Raw genomic sequence first — 17,673 nt, forward strand, 5'->3', positions numbered from 1 at the left:
CCCGCCCCGGTACCCGTTTCCCCGATGATGACCCCGCGCCCGCCCCGGCGCGCCGAGTGACCACCTGCGCCCGCCGGCCGGTGGGTACCGGCGCGGCCGGGGCGCGTGGGGTCAGCTGGCGAGATCGGTCGCCGGGTCCATGGCCCAGTGGTTGGTGCGCAGCGTCTGGCCGGCGTACTCGGTGTCGGTCGGGCCGAGCAGCCGGAACCCGACCGACCGGCAGACGCCGTTCGACGCGGCGTTGCCGACGCCGGGGAAGGCGTGCACCTTGCCCCACCGCCGCTCGTGCCGGGCCCGAGCGAGCAGCTGCCGCACCGCGCGCTTCGCGTACCCCCGACCCTGGTACTCGGGCAGCACCATCCAGCCGATCTCGCTGATAGGCGTGCCGGCCAGCTCGTGCGCCCAGATCACCACGCTGCCGGCGACCTCCGCCGGGTCGGCCGGGTCGGGCACGATCATCTGGATCCAGGACAGGTCGGCCTCCGCCTCGGCGACGTCGCGGCGGACCTTGTCCGGCATCCGGTCGGCCGGCTGCGGGCCGCCCAGCTCGGCCATCATCGCCGGGTCGCACCGCATCCGCACGTAGGCGTCCACGTCGTCCAGCCGTACGTTGCGAAGTTCCACCTCTCCCGTCTACCACCCACCCCCGACAACCCGCCGCCGATCACCCGGCCAGCCGCGATCCGGAGAGCCGGTACGTGTAGCGGGGGTACTGGGCATACATCGGAAAAACGTCGCGCACCACGCACCCTCGGCTCTCCCCGGGTCAGTCGGTGGGGGGTTGGTACGCGAGCTGGACGAGCTGGGCGCCGTCGCGGCGGCGGACCAGCCAGCCGCGACCCGGCGGGAGCGGCTCGGGGCGGCGGTTGCCGTACAGGATGCCCTCGTCGCGCGGGCCGGACAGCATCATCGCGGGCATGTTGAGCTCGCGCAGCGACTGGACGATCGGCTCGTACATGGCGCGGGACATCCCGCCGATGCGCCGGGTCAGGATCAGGTGCAGGCCGATGTCGCGGGACTGCGGGACGAGGTCGGCGAGGGCGCTCACCGGGTTGCCGCTGCCGGTGACGACCAGGTCGTAGTCGTCGATCAGCAGGTACAGTTCCGGGCCGCGCCACCAGGAGCGGGCGCGCAGTTGCTCGGCGGTGACGTCCGGGCCGGGCAGCCGCTTGCGCATCGCGTCGGCGACCGAGGCGAGCGCGTCCCGCAGCGCGTCCGACGACGGCGCGTACTCCAGCAGGTGCGACTCGGGTACCGCGCCGAGCAGGGTGCGGCGGTAGTCGCCGACGATGATCCGGGCCTGCTCCGGCCGGTACCGCCGGACGAGCTGGCCGGCGAGCATGCGCAGGAACGCGGTCTTGCCGGACTCGGTGTCGCCGACCAGCACCATGTGCGGTTCGGTGGTGAAGTCCAGCCGTACCGGGGCGAGGTCGGTCTCGGACAGCCCGATCGGGACGCCGGCCGGGTCGTCGGGTCGCGGCAGGTCGACCGCCTGGTACATCCGGGGTAGCAGCCGCACCTCGGGCGCCGGCGCGTGCTTCCACGCGGTGGCGACCGCATCGACCAGCCCGGACACGCCGCTGGCCAGGTCCTCGACGCTGTTGATGCCGTCGATCCGGGGTGCCGCGACGAGGAACTGCTTGCCGTCGGCGGCGAGCCCGCGGCCGGGGGAGCGCTCCGGTACCGAGGCGGCCAGCCGGCGGTCCACTTCGGACTCGGCCGGGTCGCCGAGCCGCAGCTCGTACCTGGTGCCGAGCAGATCGCGCAGGTTGAGCCGGATCTCGGCCCAGCGGGCGGCGGTGATCATCACGTGGATGCCGTAGCCGAGGCCGCGCGCGGCGAGGTCGGTGATCCGCTCCTCCAGCTCGGTGAACTCACTCCGCACGGTGCCCCAGCCGTCGACGACGAGCAGCACGTCGCCGAACCGCTCGTCCGGCAGCGTGCCGGCGGCGAGCCGGCGGCGGAACGTGGTCATCCCGTCGATGCCGGCCTCGGCGAACTGGGCCTCCCGCTCGGCCAGCAGCCCGGTCAGCTCCGCGACGGTACGGCGGAGCAGCTCCGGGTCGCGCCGGGTGGCGACCGAACCGACGTGCGGTAGCCCGCGCAGCGACGACAGCGCGCCGCCGCCGAGATCCAGGCAGTACACCTGGATCTCGCGTGGGGTGTGGGTGAGCGCGAGGCCGCCGATCAGGGCCCGGGCCAGCGTCGACTTGCCGGACTGCGGGCCGCCGACCACGACGGCGTGGCCGCCGGCGCCGGCGAGTTCGGCCCACAGCACGTCGCGGCGCTGCTCGTACGGCCGGTCCACGACGCCGAGCGGCACCTGCAGCGTGCCACGCGGTGCCCAGTCGGTCGGGGCCAGGCCGAGCTGCGGGTCGCTGGACAGCGGCGGCAGCAGTTCGGACAGCGCCGGCGGGTCGCCGAGCGGCGGCAGCCACACCTGGTGTGCCGGCCGGCCGTGCCCGCGCAGCCGGGACACCATCACGTCGAGCACCGTCGACTGGTCCTTGGCGGCCGGCAGCGGGGCGGGCCGTTCGGCTGGTGGCGGAGTCGGGCCGACCGGAAGCTCGGCCGGCGCGGTGAGGTCGATGCGGAACGCCGCGATGCTGCGCCCGGCCCGCTGCTGGGCCGAATCGCCGGACCCGACCTGCCGGTACGGGCCGGACACGTACGCGGCGCGGAACCGCAGCATGGTCGACGTGTCGGTCTTCAGGTAGCCGTGCCCGGGCGCGTTGGGCAGTTCGTGCGCGGCGGAGTTGCCCAGCACGATCCGGGACTCCATCGCGGAGAACGTGCGCAGGCCGATCCGGTAGGACAGGTGGGTGTCCAGGCCGCGCAGCTTGCCCTCCTCCAACCGTTGGGAGGCAAGGAGAAGATGGACGCCGAGGGAGCGGCCGAGCCGGCCGATCATCACGAACAGGTCGATGAAGTCCGGTTTGGCGGACAGCAGCTCGCTGAACTCGTCACAGATGATCATCAAGGCGGGCAACGGTTCCAGCGGTTCGCCGGCCCGCCGCGCCCGCTCGTAGTCGCGCTGGGAGACGTAGTTGCCGGCCGCCCGCAGCACCTCCTGGCGGCGCACCAGCTCGCCGGACAGCGCGTCCTTCATCCGGTCCACCAGCGGCAGCTCGTCGGACAGGTTGGTGATCACCGCGCTGGTGTGCGGCAACGCATCCAGCTTGGTGAACGTCGCGCCGCCCTTGAAGTCGACCAGGACGAAGTTCAGCTCCTCGGACGAATGGGTCGCCGCCAGCCCGAGTACCAGCGTGCGCAGCAGCTCGGACTTGCCCGAACCGGTGGCACCGATGATCAGGCCGTGCGGCCCCATGCCGCCCTGCGCCGCCTCCTTGACGTCCAGCTCGACCGGTGCGCCGTCCGGCCCGACCCCGATCGGGATGCGCAGCCGTTCGCGTTCCGGCCTGGTCCGCCAGCTCAGTGTCGGGTCGAGGGCCGCCGCGTCGCCCAGCCCCAGCAGATCGCTGAGCTCGAACGTGGTGGCGAGCGGCTCGTCCGACCCGCCGGACCCGCTCAGCCGGTACGGGGCGAGGCTTCGCGCGAACGCCGCCGCCTGCGTCTCGGTGAGCAGATCCGGGGTACCGAGGGTCTCGTGCTGCAGGCCGGCCAGATCGTCGTCGCTGGCCCGGTACGCGCTCTGCTCGCCGCGGAACAGCGTGACCGCCTGCGCCGACACGTCCAGTACGAGCAGCCAGTTGTCGGCGTCGCGCGGGATCTGGCCGGAGAGATCGAGCAGCGTGGCGCCCTGCACGCCGGCCCCGTACAGCTGGGCGTCCGCGCTGACCTCGCCGCCGTCCAGGACGACGAGCAGGTGCGGGCGTTCGCTGAGCGGCTCGGCGGTCTTCGAGTGCCGGGGCCGGTTGGCGATCTCCTCGCCGAGGATCTCCTCCAGCTCCCGCAGTGAACCGGCGACGAGCAGCGTGCCGCCGCCCGGTGTCTCCGCGTGCGGCAACCACTTGACCCAGTCCCACCGGGCCCGCCGGTCGGGGCTCGCCACCACGGCGACGCGGGCGTCCTCCGGGGCGTGGAACGCCGCGTACTGGCAGAGCATCGCCCGGACCAGCGCGAGCACGGTGGGATCGGCGCCGCGCAGGGTGATCCGGCTGAACGAGCGGATCGCGACGGCGACCGGCACGTTGAGCGAGTTGGTGTGCGCGGTGGTGAAGCGGCGCAGCGCGATCGCGCTGAGCGGCTCCAGATCCTCCACCGGCTTGGTCTCCGGCGTGCTGAGGTGCACCGACATGCGCTGGGTGCCGACCGCGACGCGCAGCGCGCCGAAGTCGGCGTCGGTCTGCCGGCGCTCCCACAGCCTTCCGCCGGCGACGACCGACCAGAGCGCATCCGGGGCGGGATGGGTCCAGATCAGCGACGCGCGCTGCTGGGCTGCGGCGCGACGGGCCCGGCGCCGCATCTGCGCCAGGTAGCGCAGGTAGTCGCGGCGCTCGGCGTCCAGTTGCGCGGTCTTGTCCTGGCCGAGGCCGGACATCGAGCCGAAGAACATGCCGAGCATCGACACCCCGAACAGGCCACCGGCCACATAGGACAGTGTGCCGCCGCGCCCGGTGTACAGCATCGCCATCGCGCCGGCGCCGGCGAGCATCGGCAGCAGCATCAGCAACTGTCCGATGCCGCGCGGTAACTGCTCGGGCACTTCCGGTGGTGCCTCCAGGGTCAGCTCGCCGGAGGGAAGGGTCGGGCCGTGCCGTCGGGCCGGCCGGGACACCACGATCGTGCTCGTCACGCGCGATACCTTCCCACTTCCTACAGCCTGGTGTGCACCGGGATACCCAGCGTTGGCCATCGTAGGTACTCTGCACTGCGCACGGAATGCCCTGCTGGCAACCGAAGGGACGGAAAGGTGACAGTAGCGACCGGTGCTGGGCTCACCCGCGTCACCGTGGTGGCGCCGAAGACGCGCGTCGATCTGTCCATCCCGGACGACCTGCCGCTCGCCGATCTGCTGCCCACCCTGCTGCGCTACGTGGGTGAGGACGTGGCCCGCGCCGGCGTGGTGCACGGCGGCTGGGCGCTCGCCCGGCTCGGCGGCGCGCCGCTCGCCACCGACCGCACCCCGGCCCAGCTCGCCATCAAGCACGGTGAGGAACTCCACTTCACCCCGCGCGAGCAGCTCGCGCCCGAGGTGGTGTTCGACGACGTGGTGGACGCGATCGCGGCCGGCGTCGACGGGCACAGCCGGCGCTGGTCGCCGACCACCACCCGGCGCTTCGGCCTCGGCGTGCTCGGCGGCGCCGCGCTGCTGGGGCCGCGCTGCTCGCGCTCGCCGCACCACCCGTCCCCGGCGGCGTGGCCGGTCTCGCCGTCGCCGCGCTGCTGCTGATGACCGCCACCGTACTGGCCCGCGCCGTCGGCGATGCCCGGGCCGGGCTGCTCGCCGCGACGCTCGCCGCCGGGTACGGGTTCGCCGGTGGGCTGCTGCTGCTCGCCCCCGCACCCGGCCGGTACGGTGCCGGCGCGCTGCTGCTCGGCGCCATGGTGACGTTGCTGTGCCTGGTGCTCGGCGCCATCGCGGTCGCGTACCAGGTGCCCGCGTTCGTCGGCGCCGGGCTCGCGGTGTTCGCGCTGTGCCTCGCCGCGTTCCCGGTGCTCGCGTTCGGCGTGCCGGCCGCGGCCGCGGCCTCGGTGCTGGCGGCGGTCGCGCTCGGTGCACTGCCGCTGCTGCCGATGTCGGCGTTCCGGTTGGCCCGGTTGCCGGTGCCGACGATCCCGGTGACCGTCGACGAGTTGAAGACCGACGCGGTCGAGGTGGCGGGCGCCGACGTGCTGGCGCGCACCGTCACCGCCGGCCACTACCTGACCGCCCTGCTCGCCGCCGCCTCCGCCGTACTGGTCGGCTGCGTGCCGGTGCTGGTGGCGGGCGGCGGGTGGGCCGGGCCGGCGCTGACGTTCGTGGCGAGCATCGTGCTGCTCTGCCGCTGCCGGGTGTTCCCGGTGCTGACGCAGCGGTTGCCGCTGCTGCTGGCCGGTCTGCTCGGCCTGGCGGTGCTGCTCGCCGGCGTGGTGCTGGTCGGTTCGTTCGGGCCCGTCGAGCCGTCCGCCGGGCTCCGGGTCACGGTGGCGGTGGCCGCGCTGCTGGTGATCGGCGCCGCCGGCGGCGGGTACGGGCTGGCCGCCGCCGGCCGCCGCGCCACCCCGGTCGGTGGCCGGGTGCTCGACATCATCGAGGTCGTCCTCGGCCTGTCGGTGGTGCCGCTGGTGCTCGCCGTCTGCGGCCTCTACACGGTCATCCGCGCCCTCAACGGCTGACGCCCGCCACCGTGAGCCGCGGATCACCGGGTCGGTGGGTCAGCGGGGTGGGGCGCCGAGGGCCGGCTGGTGACGCCGGGGCGGGGTGAGAATCTCGGTCTCCACCGCGGTCGGCGTGGGCCAGCAGAAGCGGACGCCGCCCGGCTCGACGATCGCCACCATGTCGTCGTACATCCGGCTCAGCAGGCCGAGCTGCTCGTCCGGGAGCCCGAACGCGGTACCGATCAGGTGCGCGTCGGCGGGCAGCAGCTTGCCGGTGAGGACCAGGTCCGCGCCGGACAGCAGCGCCGCGGACGGCCGGGTCGCGGTCGCCGCCACGGTCTGCCACGGCATCGGGGGCGGCGCCGTCGGCCCGGTCGGATCCACGGCGACGAGCACGGGCGCGGCCGGGTGCGCCGCCGGTACCGGCGCCGCCGCCGGCAGTACCCAGTGGTCCGCGCCGGTCGCCCAGCGGCCCAGCGACACCCAGTCCGGGGTACCGGCGGAGGCCCGGGCGCGGGCGCCGACGGCGAGGCAGCGCAGCAGTACCAGCCTGGTCGGCCAGATGGAACCGATCAGCAGGACCCGCCGCGGCCGGTCGCCGAACAGCGGTACGAGCACCGGTTGCCGGTCCGGGTCGCGGCCGAGCAGCAGCCCGCCGGCCGGTACCGCCGGGGCGAGCCGGTCGAGCGCCGCGACCGGCGCGGCGTGCACCGCCGTACCGGGCGACTCGGCGCCGGTGGGCGCGGTCGCGTACAGCGCGGTGTGCTGCTCGCCGTCGAGCCGGCGCAGCGTGACCCCGTGCAGGGTGGCCGCCTTTGCCAGCGACTCGGTGGCCGCGCCGAACGCGTCCGGCGGCGCCGCGATTCGCAGGTACCCGCGCAGCGGCAGCGCACCGTCGTCGGTCGTCCCGGTGCACGGCCCGAGGACCAGGGTCAGCGTGGTCCACGCGGTCGGTCCGGTGGCGAGCAGTGCATCCAGCCGTCCGGCCCGCGGCGGCCAGGCGGTGACCTGGTACGACGCCTGCCGGTAGCCGTCGACGTCGCAGCGGTCCCAGCCGGGCGCGATCCGCCGGCCCGGCATCGCCACCGGGGCGAGCCCGACCGAGGTGGTCAGGGCGGCGAGCAGCTCGTCCGCGCGCAGTGTGCGGTGCCGGGCGCCGGCCGCGGACAGCACCCGGTCGGCCCGGCGCAGCGCGGCGGCGAGCGCCCGCGACACCCCGGCGGTACCGCCACCGCGGCTGTCCGCCGCGGTCACCGCGTCCGCGGTGTCGAGTCGCAGGCACAGGTGGGTTGCCGCATCGCCGGGCGGTACCCGTCCGGCCAGCTTCGCCGAACCGTCCTGATAGGACATTGCCGCCGGCGCCCAGGCGGTCAGCCGCGGGGTCGGCGCGGCCCGGTAGCGGTAGCTGACGGTCAGCCGGGTCAGCCGGTCGTCCAGCAGCTCGGCCAGCGCCGACAGCGGGACCGCGGTACCGCGCAGCTCGATCACCGCGAACCAGCCGGCACCGTCGTACCCCAGCCCGTAGGTGGCGTCGCGCTCGGTCACGTCGGTGGCGGACAGCCGCGGTGCCAGCTCCCGCAACGCACCGCGGCGCGGATCGACACTGCCGCGCGCCCGACGCCGGGCCCGCCGGAAGCTCAGCCGCAACGGAATCTGCTGGTACCACCAGCGGCCCCGCCAGCGCCCCAGCAACAGCAGCGTGACCAGCACCGCGAGGGCGACGACGACCGGCAGCAGCAGCCCGCGGCCGATGACCGCGGCGATGGCGAACGCGGCGACCTCGACCGCGACCAGTTGCCCGACCGCCGGGCCGGGCAGCCGCCGCCGGCCGGCCGGCATCGCGCGCAGCGCCGGCAGTTCGGTACCGGCCGGGCCGCTGCGGCCGGCCAACCTGTCGTCCATGGTGGGGCGGGGTCCGGCGGCGCGCTGGCGCGGGGTGTCGCCGCCTGCCGTCCTGCCGGTGCTCATCGAGCCGTGATCCTCCGCTGTGACCGTACGGGTTGCTGCACGATAGCCCGCCGGGCAGCGGCTGCCCGGATCGCGCCCTGGCCCGAACATCCGTGACTCGCCGCTTGCGTTCGGTTGCGGCCGTCCGATACAACGCTCGTCGGTGCCTGTCGGCTTTCGCCGCACGTGCCACCGAAGGCCCCCGCCCGCCGGCGAGGCTCGGGCGGGCCTCATCGTATGTGCCGACGGGTCCGCGCACCGAGCGGGCACGCGGGTCGACTGGGAGGAGTGCGATGCGGTCGCGTCGCGAGCAGATCCGGGCGTACCGGTTCGTCACCCGGCGGATCGTCTCGGCACTGCTCGGTGGTGACCCGGAGACCGCCGACCCGCCGCTGCGCCGGGTCGGTCTCACCACGTTCGCCAGCGTCATGGTCGGTGCCCTGGTGCTCGCCGGCTTCGGCGTGTACGGGCTGGTCCGCCCGGGCGGCAACACGTCCTGGCGCAACGGTGACGTGCTCATCGTGGAGAAGGAGACGGGCACCAGGTTCGTCTACCGGTCGCGCCGGCTGCACCCGGTGTTGAACTACGCGTCCGCCCGGCTGGTACTGAAAGCGGCCGCGCCGACCACGATCACGGTGTCGGCGAGTTCGCTGGTCGGGGTGGCCCGGGGCCGGCCGGTCGGCATCGTCGATGCGCCGGATGCCTTGCCGTCGACCGATTCGTTGCACGCGCTGCCCTGGTCGGTCTGCTCGGCGAAGGCGGCCAGTGCCACCAGCGACGAGCCGCGGGTGACGGTCGCCGTGCACCGCGACTTCGGCGGTACCGACCTCGGCGACCTCGGCGTGATCGTGACCGCCGCCGGCGAGAAGCCCGCACTGCTCTGGCACGGCCACCGGTTCCGGATCCCGAACCGCGAATCGCTCGCGGCGTTGGGCTGGACCATTGCGCGGCAGGTGCAGGTCGCGCCCGCCTTCCTGAACGCGGTTCCGGCCGGCCCGGATCTGGTCGCGCCGACGATCGACAACCTCGGCGAGCCGGGCCCGACGGTGGGCGCGGGCTCCGACCCGATCGGCACCGTCTACCGGCTGACCAGCGCGGCCCGTTCCGACCAGTACTTCGTGTTGCTCGACGACGGGCTGGCGCAGGTGTCCGATCTGGTCGAGTTGCTGCTGCTGGGCAAGGAGAATCGCAGCTCGGCGGAGCAGCTGAGTCCGGCCGACTACAAGGACGCTCCCGCGTCGAAGCAGGACCTCTCGGTACCCGACCTGCCGGACAAGCAACCGGTGCTGGCCACCAAGGACAACGGCGAGGTGGCGGCGCTGTGTGCGTCGCGCGATGCGCACGGCCGCATCGGGATCCAGTGGTACGGGACGCCGCCGGCCGCGCTGACCCGGACCGATCCCAGCGCGGCGGGCGGCATCGACGACAAGGGCGGTCTCACCGCCGATGCGGTACTGGTGCCGGGCGGTGGCGGTGCGCTGGTGGCGCCGACCACGGCGTCGGGCGTGTCGACCGGGACGACTTACCTCGTCACCGACCAGGGCGTCCGGTACGCGGTGCCGGACGACAAGGCGCGCACCGCGCTCGGCTACGGCGACATGACCCCGGTGCGGCTGCCGGAGAACCTGATCGACCTGGTACCGGCCGGCCCGGTGCTGGACGTGGAGAAGGCGAGTCGGTACCCGTCGACGACGAGCGCCTCGCCGTCCCCGTCGCCGAGCCGGAAGTAACGGCGGAAGTTCTCGTGACAGTTTGCTTCCTGGGTGCAGCGGAGCGTTGCATCGACCCGATAACGTATGCACCCGGTCGGGTCGTCACCAGTCGCCCGATTCGCACCGCACCACCGTCTCGGAGGGATCGATGAGTCTTCACGTCGACACCACGTCGCTGCGGCAGAGCGTGCGCACGCTCGACGATCGGGTGTCCGATCTGGCCGAGGCGATCGGCGGCCTGAGTGACCTCGGTTCCCCGCCACTCGGCACCTTCCCGCACGCGCAGGACGTGATCGCCTGGCACGACCAGGCCAAGCAGCAGGTGCTCGACCGGTTGACCCAGCTGCAGAACGCGCTGGTCGCGTTGCGGGACGGCAACGCCAGCATCGCCCAGGCGTACGAGGCGGTCGAGCGCGGCACGCACCACGACGTCAACCAGCACACGGCCTGAGGGGCGCGGCGATGGATCACGTAGGCGACCACAGCTACCAGCAGTACAGCCACGAGCAGCTGCGGGCCATGCTCGACGCCGCCAAGCCGAAGGAGGTCGAGAACACCCACGTGGTGGCCTGGCACCGGGTGTCGCGCGCGCTGGCCGACCTGACCTCGGCGCTGGACGCGACGATCGACCGGGGCGACTGGTCCGGTCCGGCCGCGGACGAGTTCCACCGCCGGCTGTCCGCCACCAAGCGCTGCTCCAGCGACGCCGGTGACACCTCCGGCCGGCTGTCGCTCGGCCTGAACGCGGTGGCGCACCTGGTGGCGGACGCGCAGGCGCAGATGCCCGACGTGCCGACCAAGAACATCCTGAACGCGAACGCGGTCCAGCCGGACGGCACCGTCGGCGCGAGCCAGGGCTACCTGAACCAGATCCCGGTGCGCAAGCACGCGTCCGACGCGGCGCAGGTGGTGATGGCCTCGCTCGGCAGTCAGATGCAGGTGACCACGGAGTCGACGTTCCCGGCGCAGGTGGCACCGGCGCCGGCCGACCTGCCCGGCAGCGCCTCGACCAGTCAGGTGTCGCTGCGCCGGTCCGCGGGCGGCGCGAGCCCCTCGCCGGTGCCGCCGACCGGTCACGGCGACGTGAACGGTTCGACCACCACCGGTGGCCCGGCGTCGACCGTGCAGATCACCGCGCCGGACGTGCACGGCACCCAGCTCGCCGGGGCCGAGGTCAGCATGCCCGCCGGTGCCACCGGCGGCGCCGCCCCGGCCGGGCTGGCGCCCGGCGGTGTCGCCGCGGTGCCGGGCGCCGGTGCGGGCTCCCTGCCGGCAACGCCGGGGGTGGCCGTCGGTTCCGGCCTGGCCGCCGCCAACGGCGCCCCCGGCAACCGCCTCGCCCCCGGCGTCGCCGGGGAAGAGCCGTTGGCGGGCAGGGCCGGCAACCCGATGCTGGGGTCCTCTGCCGGCCGCCGGGTCGACGACCCGGAGGAGCACACCACCTGGCTGACCGAGGACGACATGGTCTGGCAGGCCCGCCAGGCCACCCCCGGCCTGATCGAGTAGCCCGCCCTCGGCGCCGGTCGCCTCGCGCCACCGTGCCAGCGCCGACTGGCTCGCCCCCGTGGTCGGCACCGTCGTTTCGCCACGGTGCTGGCCCCGACCGGCTCGAGTAGCCATGGTCGGGGCCGCACCGGGTCGACCCGGTGCGGCCCGGCCGGCCGAACCGGGTCAGCTCGCGTCGCTGTCGACCGGTGTGTCGGCGCCGCGGCTGGTGGGGCCGACCGCCGGGGAGCCGGCCACCGAGATCCGGTTGCGCCCCGCTGCCTTCGCCGCGTACAGCGCGGTGTCGGCGACCCGCAGCAGCGAGTCGAGGGTGTCCGCGTGATCCGGGTACACGGCGGCGCCGATGGAGACGGTCAGCCCGCGCACCGGCTCGGCGTCCGGTACCTCGATCCGGCTCGGCACCTGGAGCGTCGCGATCCGGCCGCGCAGCCGTTCGGCGACCGCAGCGGCCCGGTCCGCGTCGGTGTCCGGCAACGCGAGCACGAACTCCTCGCCGCCGAACCGGCCGGCGAGATCCTTGCCCCGCACCCCGGCGGCGAACGCGTCGCCGACCGCGCGCAGCACCTCGTCGCCGACCAGGTGGCCGTACGCGTCGTTGATCCGCTTGAAGTGGTCCAGGTCGGCGACCAGGATCGCCAGGCTGGTACCTCGGGCCTGGGCCACGGCGAGTTCGCCGGTGGCACGCTCGTGCCACCAGCCGGCGACCGACAGCCCGGTCTTGGTGTCCGTCCGGGCCTCGGCGGCGAGCTGGTCGACCAGCAGTACCCGTTGCAGCAGCACCACGCCCGGCAGCGCGAGCAGCATCGCCCACGGCTCGTACAGCGCGAGGATCGAGACCAGGCCGCCGAACGTGAGCGCCGCCGCGTCGATCGCCGCGGTGGTGCGGTCACCGAACGCCTCGACCCGGCTGGTGCCGGGGGACAGCAGCAGGATCAGCGCCCCGCACAGCGCCACGTCGACGATCTCGTACACCAGCGCCGCGGCGAGCACGCCGAGGGTGCTGGACAGGCCGCCGATGGCCGGCACGTCGCGCAGCCCGGACTCGGTGATCCGGTACACGGTGCCGGCGGCGAGCACCGCGAGCAACGTCATCGAGCAGCTGAACACCCAGGCGAACGGGCGGCACCGGCCGGCCCGGAACCGCCACCACGCGTACATCGCGACCGCGGCGACGACCGCGACACCGGCGGGCAGCAGCAGCGCCGCCGCGAGCGACCAGGCGCTCTGCAGATCCTTGTGCAGGGTTCCGGTGGAATGGCGGGCACGTTCCACCCGGCGGGCGCCCTCGATCGCGACGGCGGCGCAGATCAGCAGCGGCGCCAACACGATCTGCGGCCGGTCGAGCCGGAACGCGATGGCCGCGACGCCGAGGACCAGGGCGACCGCGTCCACGGTGAGTGCCATCGCGCGCGCCGGTGGCGGGGCGGACCAGATCGCCCAGCCGCGGATGCCGCGCTGCCGTACCTGCACCCGATTCGTCGCCGTGACGAACACACCCCTTCCACGCATCGTGGCGATGCGCAGTTCGATGGTTCCGGGTCCAGATCGTCGCACGCGAATGCCAGCACGTCATGCCCCTTACGGCGTGTGGCGCCGGATCGTTTGGAGTGCTCGTCGGCGGTATCGCCGCATCTCGCATCGTGCAAGCTGTTGTCGGCCGGATGCACGGTTCGCCACTCCCGGGCATTGCGCGAACTCCCGGTTGTTTGTCAGGCTGGGCTGGGGAGGCCGACGGGGCCGGGCACGCGGGGAGCTCGGCCGATGCCCGGTACGGATGTGCCCCGGGGCGCTGGTGGCCCCGGGGCCGGGACGAAGCGGGACCCAATGGCGGGTCCTAGAGTGGGATCGCGGCGACGGGTTGGGGGAACTCGGCCCCGGCTGACCGTCGCTCCCGACCGGTCGGCCTCCGATGACGGCTCGGGAGGTATGGCATGAGTGAAGGCCTGCAACGGCACCCGGAGCTGGACGACGGGCTACGGCCGCTGGATGCGACGACCCGGCTGGAGCGCACCACGTTGCCGGGCGAGGCCATGGCGACGGCGGACACCGACCGACCGCCGGCCGGTACCGCGCTGCTGGTCACGGTGCGCGGGCCGGGCCTCGGAAACCGGTACCCGGTGGACGGCCCGACGGTGACGATCGGCCGGCATCCCGAGTCCGACATCCGGTTGGAGGACGTGACGGTGTCGCGGCGGCACGCCCAGCTGCGCGTCGTGGACGGTTCGTACACGGTCGCCGACCTCGGCAGCCTCAACGGGACGTACGTGAACCAGGAACGGATCGAGTCGATCGCGCTGGAGGACGGCGACGAGATCCAGATCGGCAAGTTCCGGCTGATGCTGCGCGTCGGTCACTGACCGCCGGCCGCTGCGCACGACGGCGCCCCGCTCCCAGCGGGAACGGGGCGCCGGCCGTCGGCACGGTCAGCTGGCGAACGGGTTCGCCTCGTTGCTGGTGTAGTGCACCGTGTCGTAGTTGCCGTTGAAGTCCGAGTCGGTCGTCACCGTGTCCTCGGTACCGTTGTAGTTGACGTCCTTGGCGTCGTAGTCGTCGCTGCCGTCCAGGTTGCGGTCCAGCACGACCTCGTCGACCTTGCCGTCCTCGTTGTGGTCGTACGCCTTCTCGTCGAAGTGGCCGTCCTGGTTGGTGTCCTGGCCTGCCTCGTCGACGGTGCCGTCCTTGTTGTTGTCGGACACCTCGGTGTTCTGCCAGCCGTCACCGTTGGTGTCGCCGGTGTGCTGCTCGAAGTAGCCGTCGTGGTTGTTGTCGTACTCGGCGGCGTCGATGGTTCCGTTCGAGTCCTCGTCATGGCCGATGAAGTCGGCTTGACCGTCGCCGTTCATGTCGGCGTACACGTAGTGCCCACCGTGGCCGTCGGACTCGGTCCAGTGGTCGTCCCAGGTGCCGTTGCCGTCCACGTCGACCGAGGTGTCGTAGCCGTCGTCGCTCATGATGTCGTTCCCTCCCGGAGCATCCCCTGTGTTGCGCTCAGCTTATGGGCGGGGCCCGGGTCGACGTCTCCCCCATCCATGCCACGAACCCCGGGGCGAGTGGCCGGTGATGACCGCTTTGTGGCTTAACAACCGGATGTACGCTCACAGGAACCGGCCAGACAGCGCCCATTGAACTGCTAGAACGGGACTCGACCATGAGCGGATGGTGGACGACGTGTGTGCCGGCCCGGTGACGCCGTGAGCGAACCGGAGCGGCTGGCGGCCGAACGCATCCTGGTCGTCGAGGACGAACGCGACATCCGCGAGCTGCTCGCCCGCAGCCTCGGTTTCTCCGGATTCGAGATCGCGACCGCGGACACCGGCGCCGAGGCGGTCCGCGCGGCGGCGCGGTTCCGGCCGAACCTGATCGTGCTGGACGTGATGCTGCCCGACACGGACGGCTTCGACGTGCTCAAGCAACTCGGTACGGCGGGGCAGCGGCCGGCGGTGGTGTTCCTGACCGCCCGCGGCGAGACCGAGGACAAGCTGCGCGGCCTGGCGATGGGCGACGACTACCTGACCAAGCCGTTCAGCCTGGACGAGCTGGTCGCTCGGATCCGGGCGGTGCTGCGCCGGGCGTCGCCGGACGCGCCGGCCACCTCCCGGCTGGTCGTCGCCGACCTGGAACTGGACGAGGACAGCCACGAGGTGTGGCGCGACGGCACGGCGGTGCACCTGTCCGCCACCGAGTTCCGGCTGCTGCACTACCTGATGGTCAACGCCGGCCGGGTCGTGTCCAAGGCGCAGATCCGCAACCACGTCTGGCAGTACGACTACAGCGGCGAGACCAACGTCGTCGAGCTGTACGTGTCGTACGTGCGGCGCAAGGTGGACACCGTGCAGCCGAAGCTGATCCACACCCTGCGCGGCATCGGGTACGTGCTGCGGGCGCCCCGCGGGTGACCATGCCCGACCCGTCGGCGCCCGGGGCGCGATCGTCGGTCTTCGGCCGGCTGGACCGCCGGGTGCCGTTGTGGTTTCGGCTGGTGTGCGGCGTGCTGGTGCTGGTCGCGATCGCGCTCGGGGTCACCGGGTACGCCGGGACCACGTTGCTGCGCCGGCACCTCGTCGCGAAGACCGGCGACGAGCTGCGGCTCGCCGCGCCGCGGGCGGAGCGGGCGCTGGTCGCCGACGGTCGCGGCGTCTCGCCGTCCGAGCACGGCGTGCCGTCGGCGTTCGGTGCCTACCTGATCGGGCCGGACGGCCGGGTGCTGGAGCACAGCGACCCGGCGCTCACCGACGAGCGGCCGGAGCTGCCGGACCTGACCGGCGCTCGCCCGGTGCCGTTGCTGCGGCCGTTCTCGGTGCACGGCACCGGCCGGTCCCGGTGGTTGCTGCTGGTTCGCCCGGTGCAGCAACCGGCGGGCGGGCACGTCGTCGTGGCGGAGAGCCTGGCCGAGGTCGACGCGACGGTCCGGCAGCTGGCGTTGATCAACCTGAGTGCCGGCCTGGCCGTACTGGCGGCGCTCGCGGTGGCCTGCTTCTGGCTGGTGCGGCTGAGCCTGCACCCGGTGCGGTCCATCCAGACCACCGCGCAGCGCATCGCCGCCGGTGAGCTGTCGGTGCGGGTACCCGATCACGGCAACCGGACCGAGGTGGGCCGGCTCGCGACCGCGGTGAACGGGATGCTGGCCCGGATCGCGACGGCGCTGGCCGACCGGGCCGCGTCCGAGGCCGCGGCGCGCCGGTCCGAGGCGCAGATGCGCCGGTTCGCCGCGGACGCCTCGCACGAGCTGCGCACGCCGATCACCACGATCCGCGGCTACGCCGAGCTGTACCGGCAGCAGCGCGACCAGATGCCCGCCGAGGAGGCGGACCGGATCGTCGGTCGGATCGAGGACCAGGCCCGCCGGATGGGTGGCCTGGTCGACGACCTGCTGCTGCTCGCGCACCTGGACCAGCGGCGACCGCTCGCCACCGACCCGGTCGACCTGACCAGCCTCGCCGCCGACATCGTGCTGGACACGGACACGCTCAACCCGGACCATCCGGTCGAACTCGTCGCGCTGGGCCCCGACGGCCGGGCCGGTACGGGGACCGAGGAGCCCGGGCCGATCGAGGTGATCGGCGACGCGGAGCGGCTCCGCCAGGTGGTCGCGAACCTGGTCGGCAACGCGGTCAAGCACACCCCGGCGGGTACCTCGATCCGGGTCGGGGTGGGCCGCGGCAGCGGTGCCGAGGCCGGTACCGCGGTGCTGTCGGTGGCCGACGACGGGCCGGGGATGGCGCCGGAGCTGGCCGACCGCGCGTTCGAACGGTTCTTCCGGGCCGAGCCGGCGCGGGCCGCGTCCGGTGGCGGCGCCGGCCTCGGCCTCGCCATCGTCGGCGCCATCGTCGAGGCGCACCGCGGCACCGTCACCCTGGACACCGCTCCCGGCCAGGGGGTCGAGATCCGCCTGACCCTCCCGATCCGCCCGCCACCAACCCGTTGAGCAGGGCCGACGGCTTGCGGCAAGCGCTTCCTGCCCGCGCCGGCCGGTGACCGATCCGGCGGCGGCTCACTGGCCGGGGGAGACCAGGCCCGACTCGTAGGCGAAGACGATGGCCTGGGCGCGGTCGCGCAGGTCGAGCTTGGCGAGGATCCGGCCGACGTGCGTCTTGACCGTCTGCTCGGCGACCACCAGCGACTCGGCGATCTCGGTGTTCGACTGGCCGCGCGCGATCAGCCGCAGCACGTCGGTCTCCCGCGGGGTGAGCGCGTTGAGCGCGGCGGGAGTGGGCCGGTCGCCGCGCGGCCGGGCGGCGAAGTCGGCGATCAACCGGCGCGTCACGGACGGGGCGAGCAGCGCGTCCCCACCGGCGATCACCCGTACCGCCTGGATCAGGTCGGCGGCGGGGGCGTCCTTGAGCAGGAAGCCGGACGCACCGGCACGCAGCGCCTCGTACACGTAGTCGTCGAGGTCGAACGTGGTGAGCATCAGGATGCGCGGGACGTGCGCACCGGGCGCCGCGCCGGACAGGATCCGGCGGGTCGCCTCCAGCCCGTCCAGCTCCGGCATCCGGACGTCCATCAGCACCACGTCCGGGTCGAGCTCGCGGACCTTGCGGACCGCCTCGGCGCCGTCGGCCGCGTCGCCGACCACGACCAGGTCCGGCTGCGCGGCGAGCAGGGCGCCGAAGCCCTGCCGCACCATCGCCTGGTCGTCGACGATCATCACCTTCGTCGGCTGGTCCACGGATCCTCCATCGCCTTCGTCCGCCCCGGCGGGTCGGTCCCGATCCTGCCCTGTCCGGATCGCCCGCGGTCGGGGTGT

14 protein-coding genes are annotated in these 17,673 nt (G+C 73.6%); 8 read left to right on the plus strand and 6 right to left on the minus strand.

Features of this window, described 5'->3' with window-relative positions:
• Positions 1 to 111: 111 nt before the first annotated feature.
• Positions 112 to 624, minus strand: a complete 513-nt coding sequence (locus tag Asera_RS08610; RefSeq protein WP_030449045.1) for a GNAT family N-acetyltransferase — start codon at positions 622 to 624, stop codon at positions 112 to 114.
• Between the two features lie 142 nt (positions 625 to 766).
• The gene (locus Asera_RS08615) at positions 767 to 4,756 is read right to left on the minus strand and encodes a type VII secretion protein EccC (protein ID WP_030449044.1); all 3,990 of its coding nucleotides are present in this window, start codon (positions 4,754 to 4,756) and stop codon (positions 767 to 769) included.
• A 117-nt stretch (positions 4,757 to 4,873) separates the two neighbouring features.
• On the opposite strand from Asera_RS08615, the gene Asera_RS08620 reads away from it, so the two are divergent.
• Both Asera_RS08620 and Asera_RS08625 read left to right on the plus strand, forming a co-directional pair.
• Entirely contained in the window at positions 4,874 to 5,353 is a 480-nt protein-coding gene (locus tag Asera_RS08620) for an EsaB/YukD family protein (RefSeq protein WP_212804536.1), read from the plus strand.
• Positions 5,320 to 6,279, plus strand: a complete 960-nt coding sequence (locus Asera_RS08625; protein WP_212804537.1) for a ubiquitin family protein — start codon at positions 5,320 to 5,322, stop codon at positions 6,277 to 6,279. Before Asera_RS08620 ends, Asera_RS08625 begins: the two co-directional genes overlap by 34 nt.
• Before the next feature lie 39 nt (positions 6,280 to 6,318).
• Here the strand turns inward: Asera_RS08625 and Asera_RS08630 are convergent, their stop codons facing one another.
• Positions 6,319 to 8,229: a type VII secretion protein EccE gene (locus tag Asera_RS08630; RefSeq protein ID WP_169745909.1), complete on the minus strand. Its 1,911-nt coding sequence runs from the start codon at positions 8,227 to 8,229 to the stop codon at positions 6,319 to 6,321.
• A 272-nt stretch (positions 8,230 to 8,501) separates the two neighbouring features.
• Here Asera_RS08630 and eccB point away from each other — a divergent pair, with 272 nt between their 5' ends.
• The 3 genes from eccB to Asera_RS08645 all read left to right on the plus strand — a co-directional run bounded on the left by eccB (position 8,502) and on the right by Asera_RS08645 (position 11,426).
• Complete coding sequence (eccB, locus tag Asera_RS08635) at positions 8,502 to 9,938, plus strand: type VII secretion protein EccB (RefSeq protein WP_030449041.1); 1,437 nt, start codon at positions 8,502 to 8,504, stop codon at positions 9,936 to 9,938.
• Between the two features lie 130 nt (positions 9,939 to 10,068).
• A complete protein-coding gene (locus Asera_RS08640; RefSeq protein WP_030449040.1) occupies positions 10,069 to 10,371 on the plus strand; it encodes a hypothetical protein in 303 nt (100 codons plus the stop codon).
• A gap of 11 nt (positions 10,372 to 10,382) precedes the next feature.
• The gene (locus tag Asera_RS08645) at positions 10,383 to 11,426 is read left to right on the plus strand and encodes a hypothetical protein (RefSeq protein ID WP_030449039.1); all 1,044 of its coding nucleotides are present in this window, start codon (positions 10,383 to 10,385) and stop codon (positions 11,424 to 11,426) included.
• Positions 11,427 to 11,591: 165 nt separating this feature from the next.
• On the opposite strand, the gene Asera_RS08650 is transcribed toward Asera_RS08645, so the two are convergent.
• Positions 11,592 to 12,935: a GGDEF domain-containing protein gene (locus tag Asera_RS08650; protein WP_084132613.1), complete on the minus strand. Its 1,344-nt coding sequence runs from the start codon at positions 12,933 to 12,935 to the stop codon at positions 11,592 to 11,594.
• Between the two features lie 422 nt (positions 12,936 to 13,357).
• On the opposite strand from Asera_RS08650, the gene Asera_RS08655 reads away from it, so the two are divergent.
• A complete protein-coding gene (locus Asera_RS08655; protein ID WP_051802884.1) occupies positions 13,358 to 13,783 on the plus strand; it encodes an FHA domain-containing protein in 426 nt (141 codons plus the stop codon).
• A gap of 66 nt (positions 13,784 to 13,849) precedes the next feature.
• Here the strand turns inward: Asera_RS08655 and Asera_RS08660 are convergent, their stop codons facing one another.
• Positions 13,850 to 14,377 (minus strand): hypothetical protein, encoded by a 528-nt coding sequence (locus Asera_RS08660; RefSeq protein WP_051802883.1) that lies wholly within the window; start codon positions 14,375 to 14,377, stop codon positions 13,850 to 13,852.
• 240 nt (positions 14,378 to 14,617) lie between these two features.
• Between Asera_RS08660 and Asera_RS08665 the strand changes: the two genes are divergently transcribed.
• Positions 14,618 to 15,322: a response regulator transcription factor gene (locus Asera_RS08665; protein ID WP_030449035.1), complete on the plus strand. Its 705-nt coding sequence runs from the start codon at positions 14,618 to 14,620 to the stop codon at positions 15,320 to 15,322.
• Between the two features lie 62 nt (positions 15,323 to 15,384).
• Positions 15,385 to 16,851, plus strand: a complete 1,467-nt coding sequence (locus Asera_RS08670; RefSeq protein WP_211255765.1) for a HAMP domain-containing sensor histidine kinase — start codon at positions 15,385 to 15,387, stop codon at positions 16,849 to 16,851.
• 66 nt (positions 16,852 to 16,917) lie between these two features.
• Here Asera_RS08670 and Asera_RS08675 read toward each other — a convergent pair whose 3' ends face one another.
• On the minus strand, positions 16,918 to 17,574 hold the full coding sequence (locus Asera_RS08675) for a response regulator (protein WP_030449033.1): 657 nt from the start codon (positions 17,572 to 17,574) through the stop codon (positions 16,918 to 16,920).
• Positions 17,575 to 17,673: the final 99 nt, after the last annotated feature.

This window comes from Actinocatenispora sera (genome assembly GCF_018324685.1).
GTDB classification, from domain to species: Bacteria; Actinomycetota; Actinomycetes; order Mycobacteriales; family Micromonosporaceae; genus Actinocatenispora; species Actinocatenispora sera.

What these genes read in the sequence shown, in the direction of transcription:
- Asera_RS08650 (WP_084132613.1), bottom strand. Translation starts at nt 12,935, where the DNA reads ATGCGTGGAAGGGGTGTGTTCGTCACGGCGACGAATCGGGTGCAGGTA.
- Asera_RS08630 (WP_169745909.1), bottom strand. Translation starts at nt 8,229, where the DNA reads ATGAGCACCGGCAGGACGGCAGGCGGCGACACCCCGCGCCAGCGCGCC.
- Asera_RS08655 (WP_051802884.1), top strand. Translation starts at nt 13,358, where the DNA reads ATGAGTGAAGGCCTGCAACGGCACCCGGAGCTGGACGACGGGCTACGG.
- Asera_RS08675 (WP_030449033.1), bottom strand. Translation starts at nt 17,574, where the DNA reads ATGATCGTCGACGACCAGGCGATGGTGCGGCAGGGCTTCGGCGCCCTG.
- Asera_RS08645 (WP_030449039.1), top strand. Translation starts at nt 10,383, where the DNA reads ATGGATCACGTAGGCGACCACAGCTACCAGCAGTACAGCCACGAGCAG.
- Asera_RS08660 (WP_051802883.1), bottom strand. Translation starts at nt 14,377, where the DNA reads ATGAGCGACGACGGCTACGACACCTCGGTCGACGTGGACGGCAACGGC.
- Asera_RS08640 (WP_030449040.1), top strand. Translation starts at nt 10,069, where the DNA reads ATGAGTCTTCACGTCGACACCACGTCGCTGCGGCAGAGCGTGCGCACG.
- eccB (WP_030449041.1), top strand. Translation starts at nt 8,502, where the DNA reads ATGCGGTCGCGTCGCGAGCAGATCCGGGCGTACCGGTTCGTCACCCGG.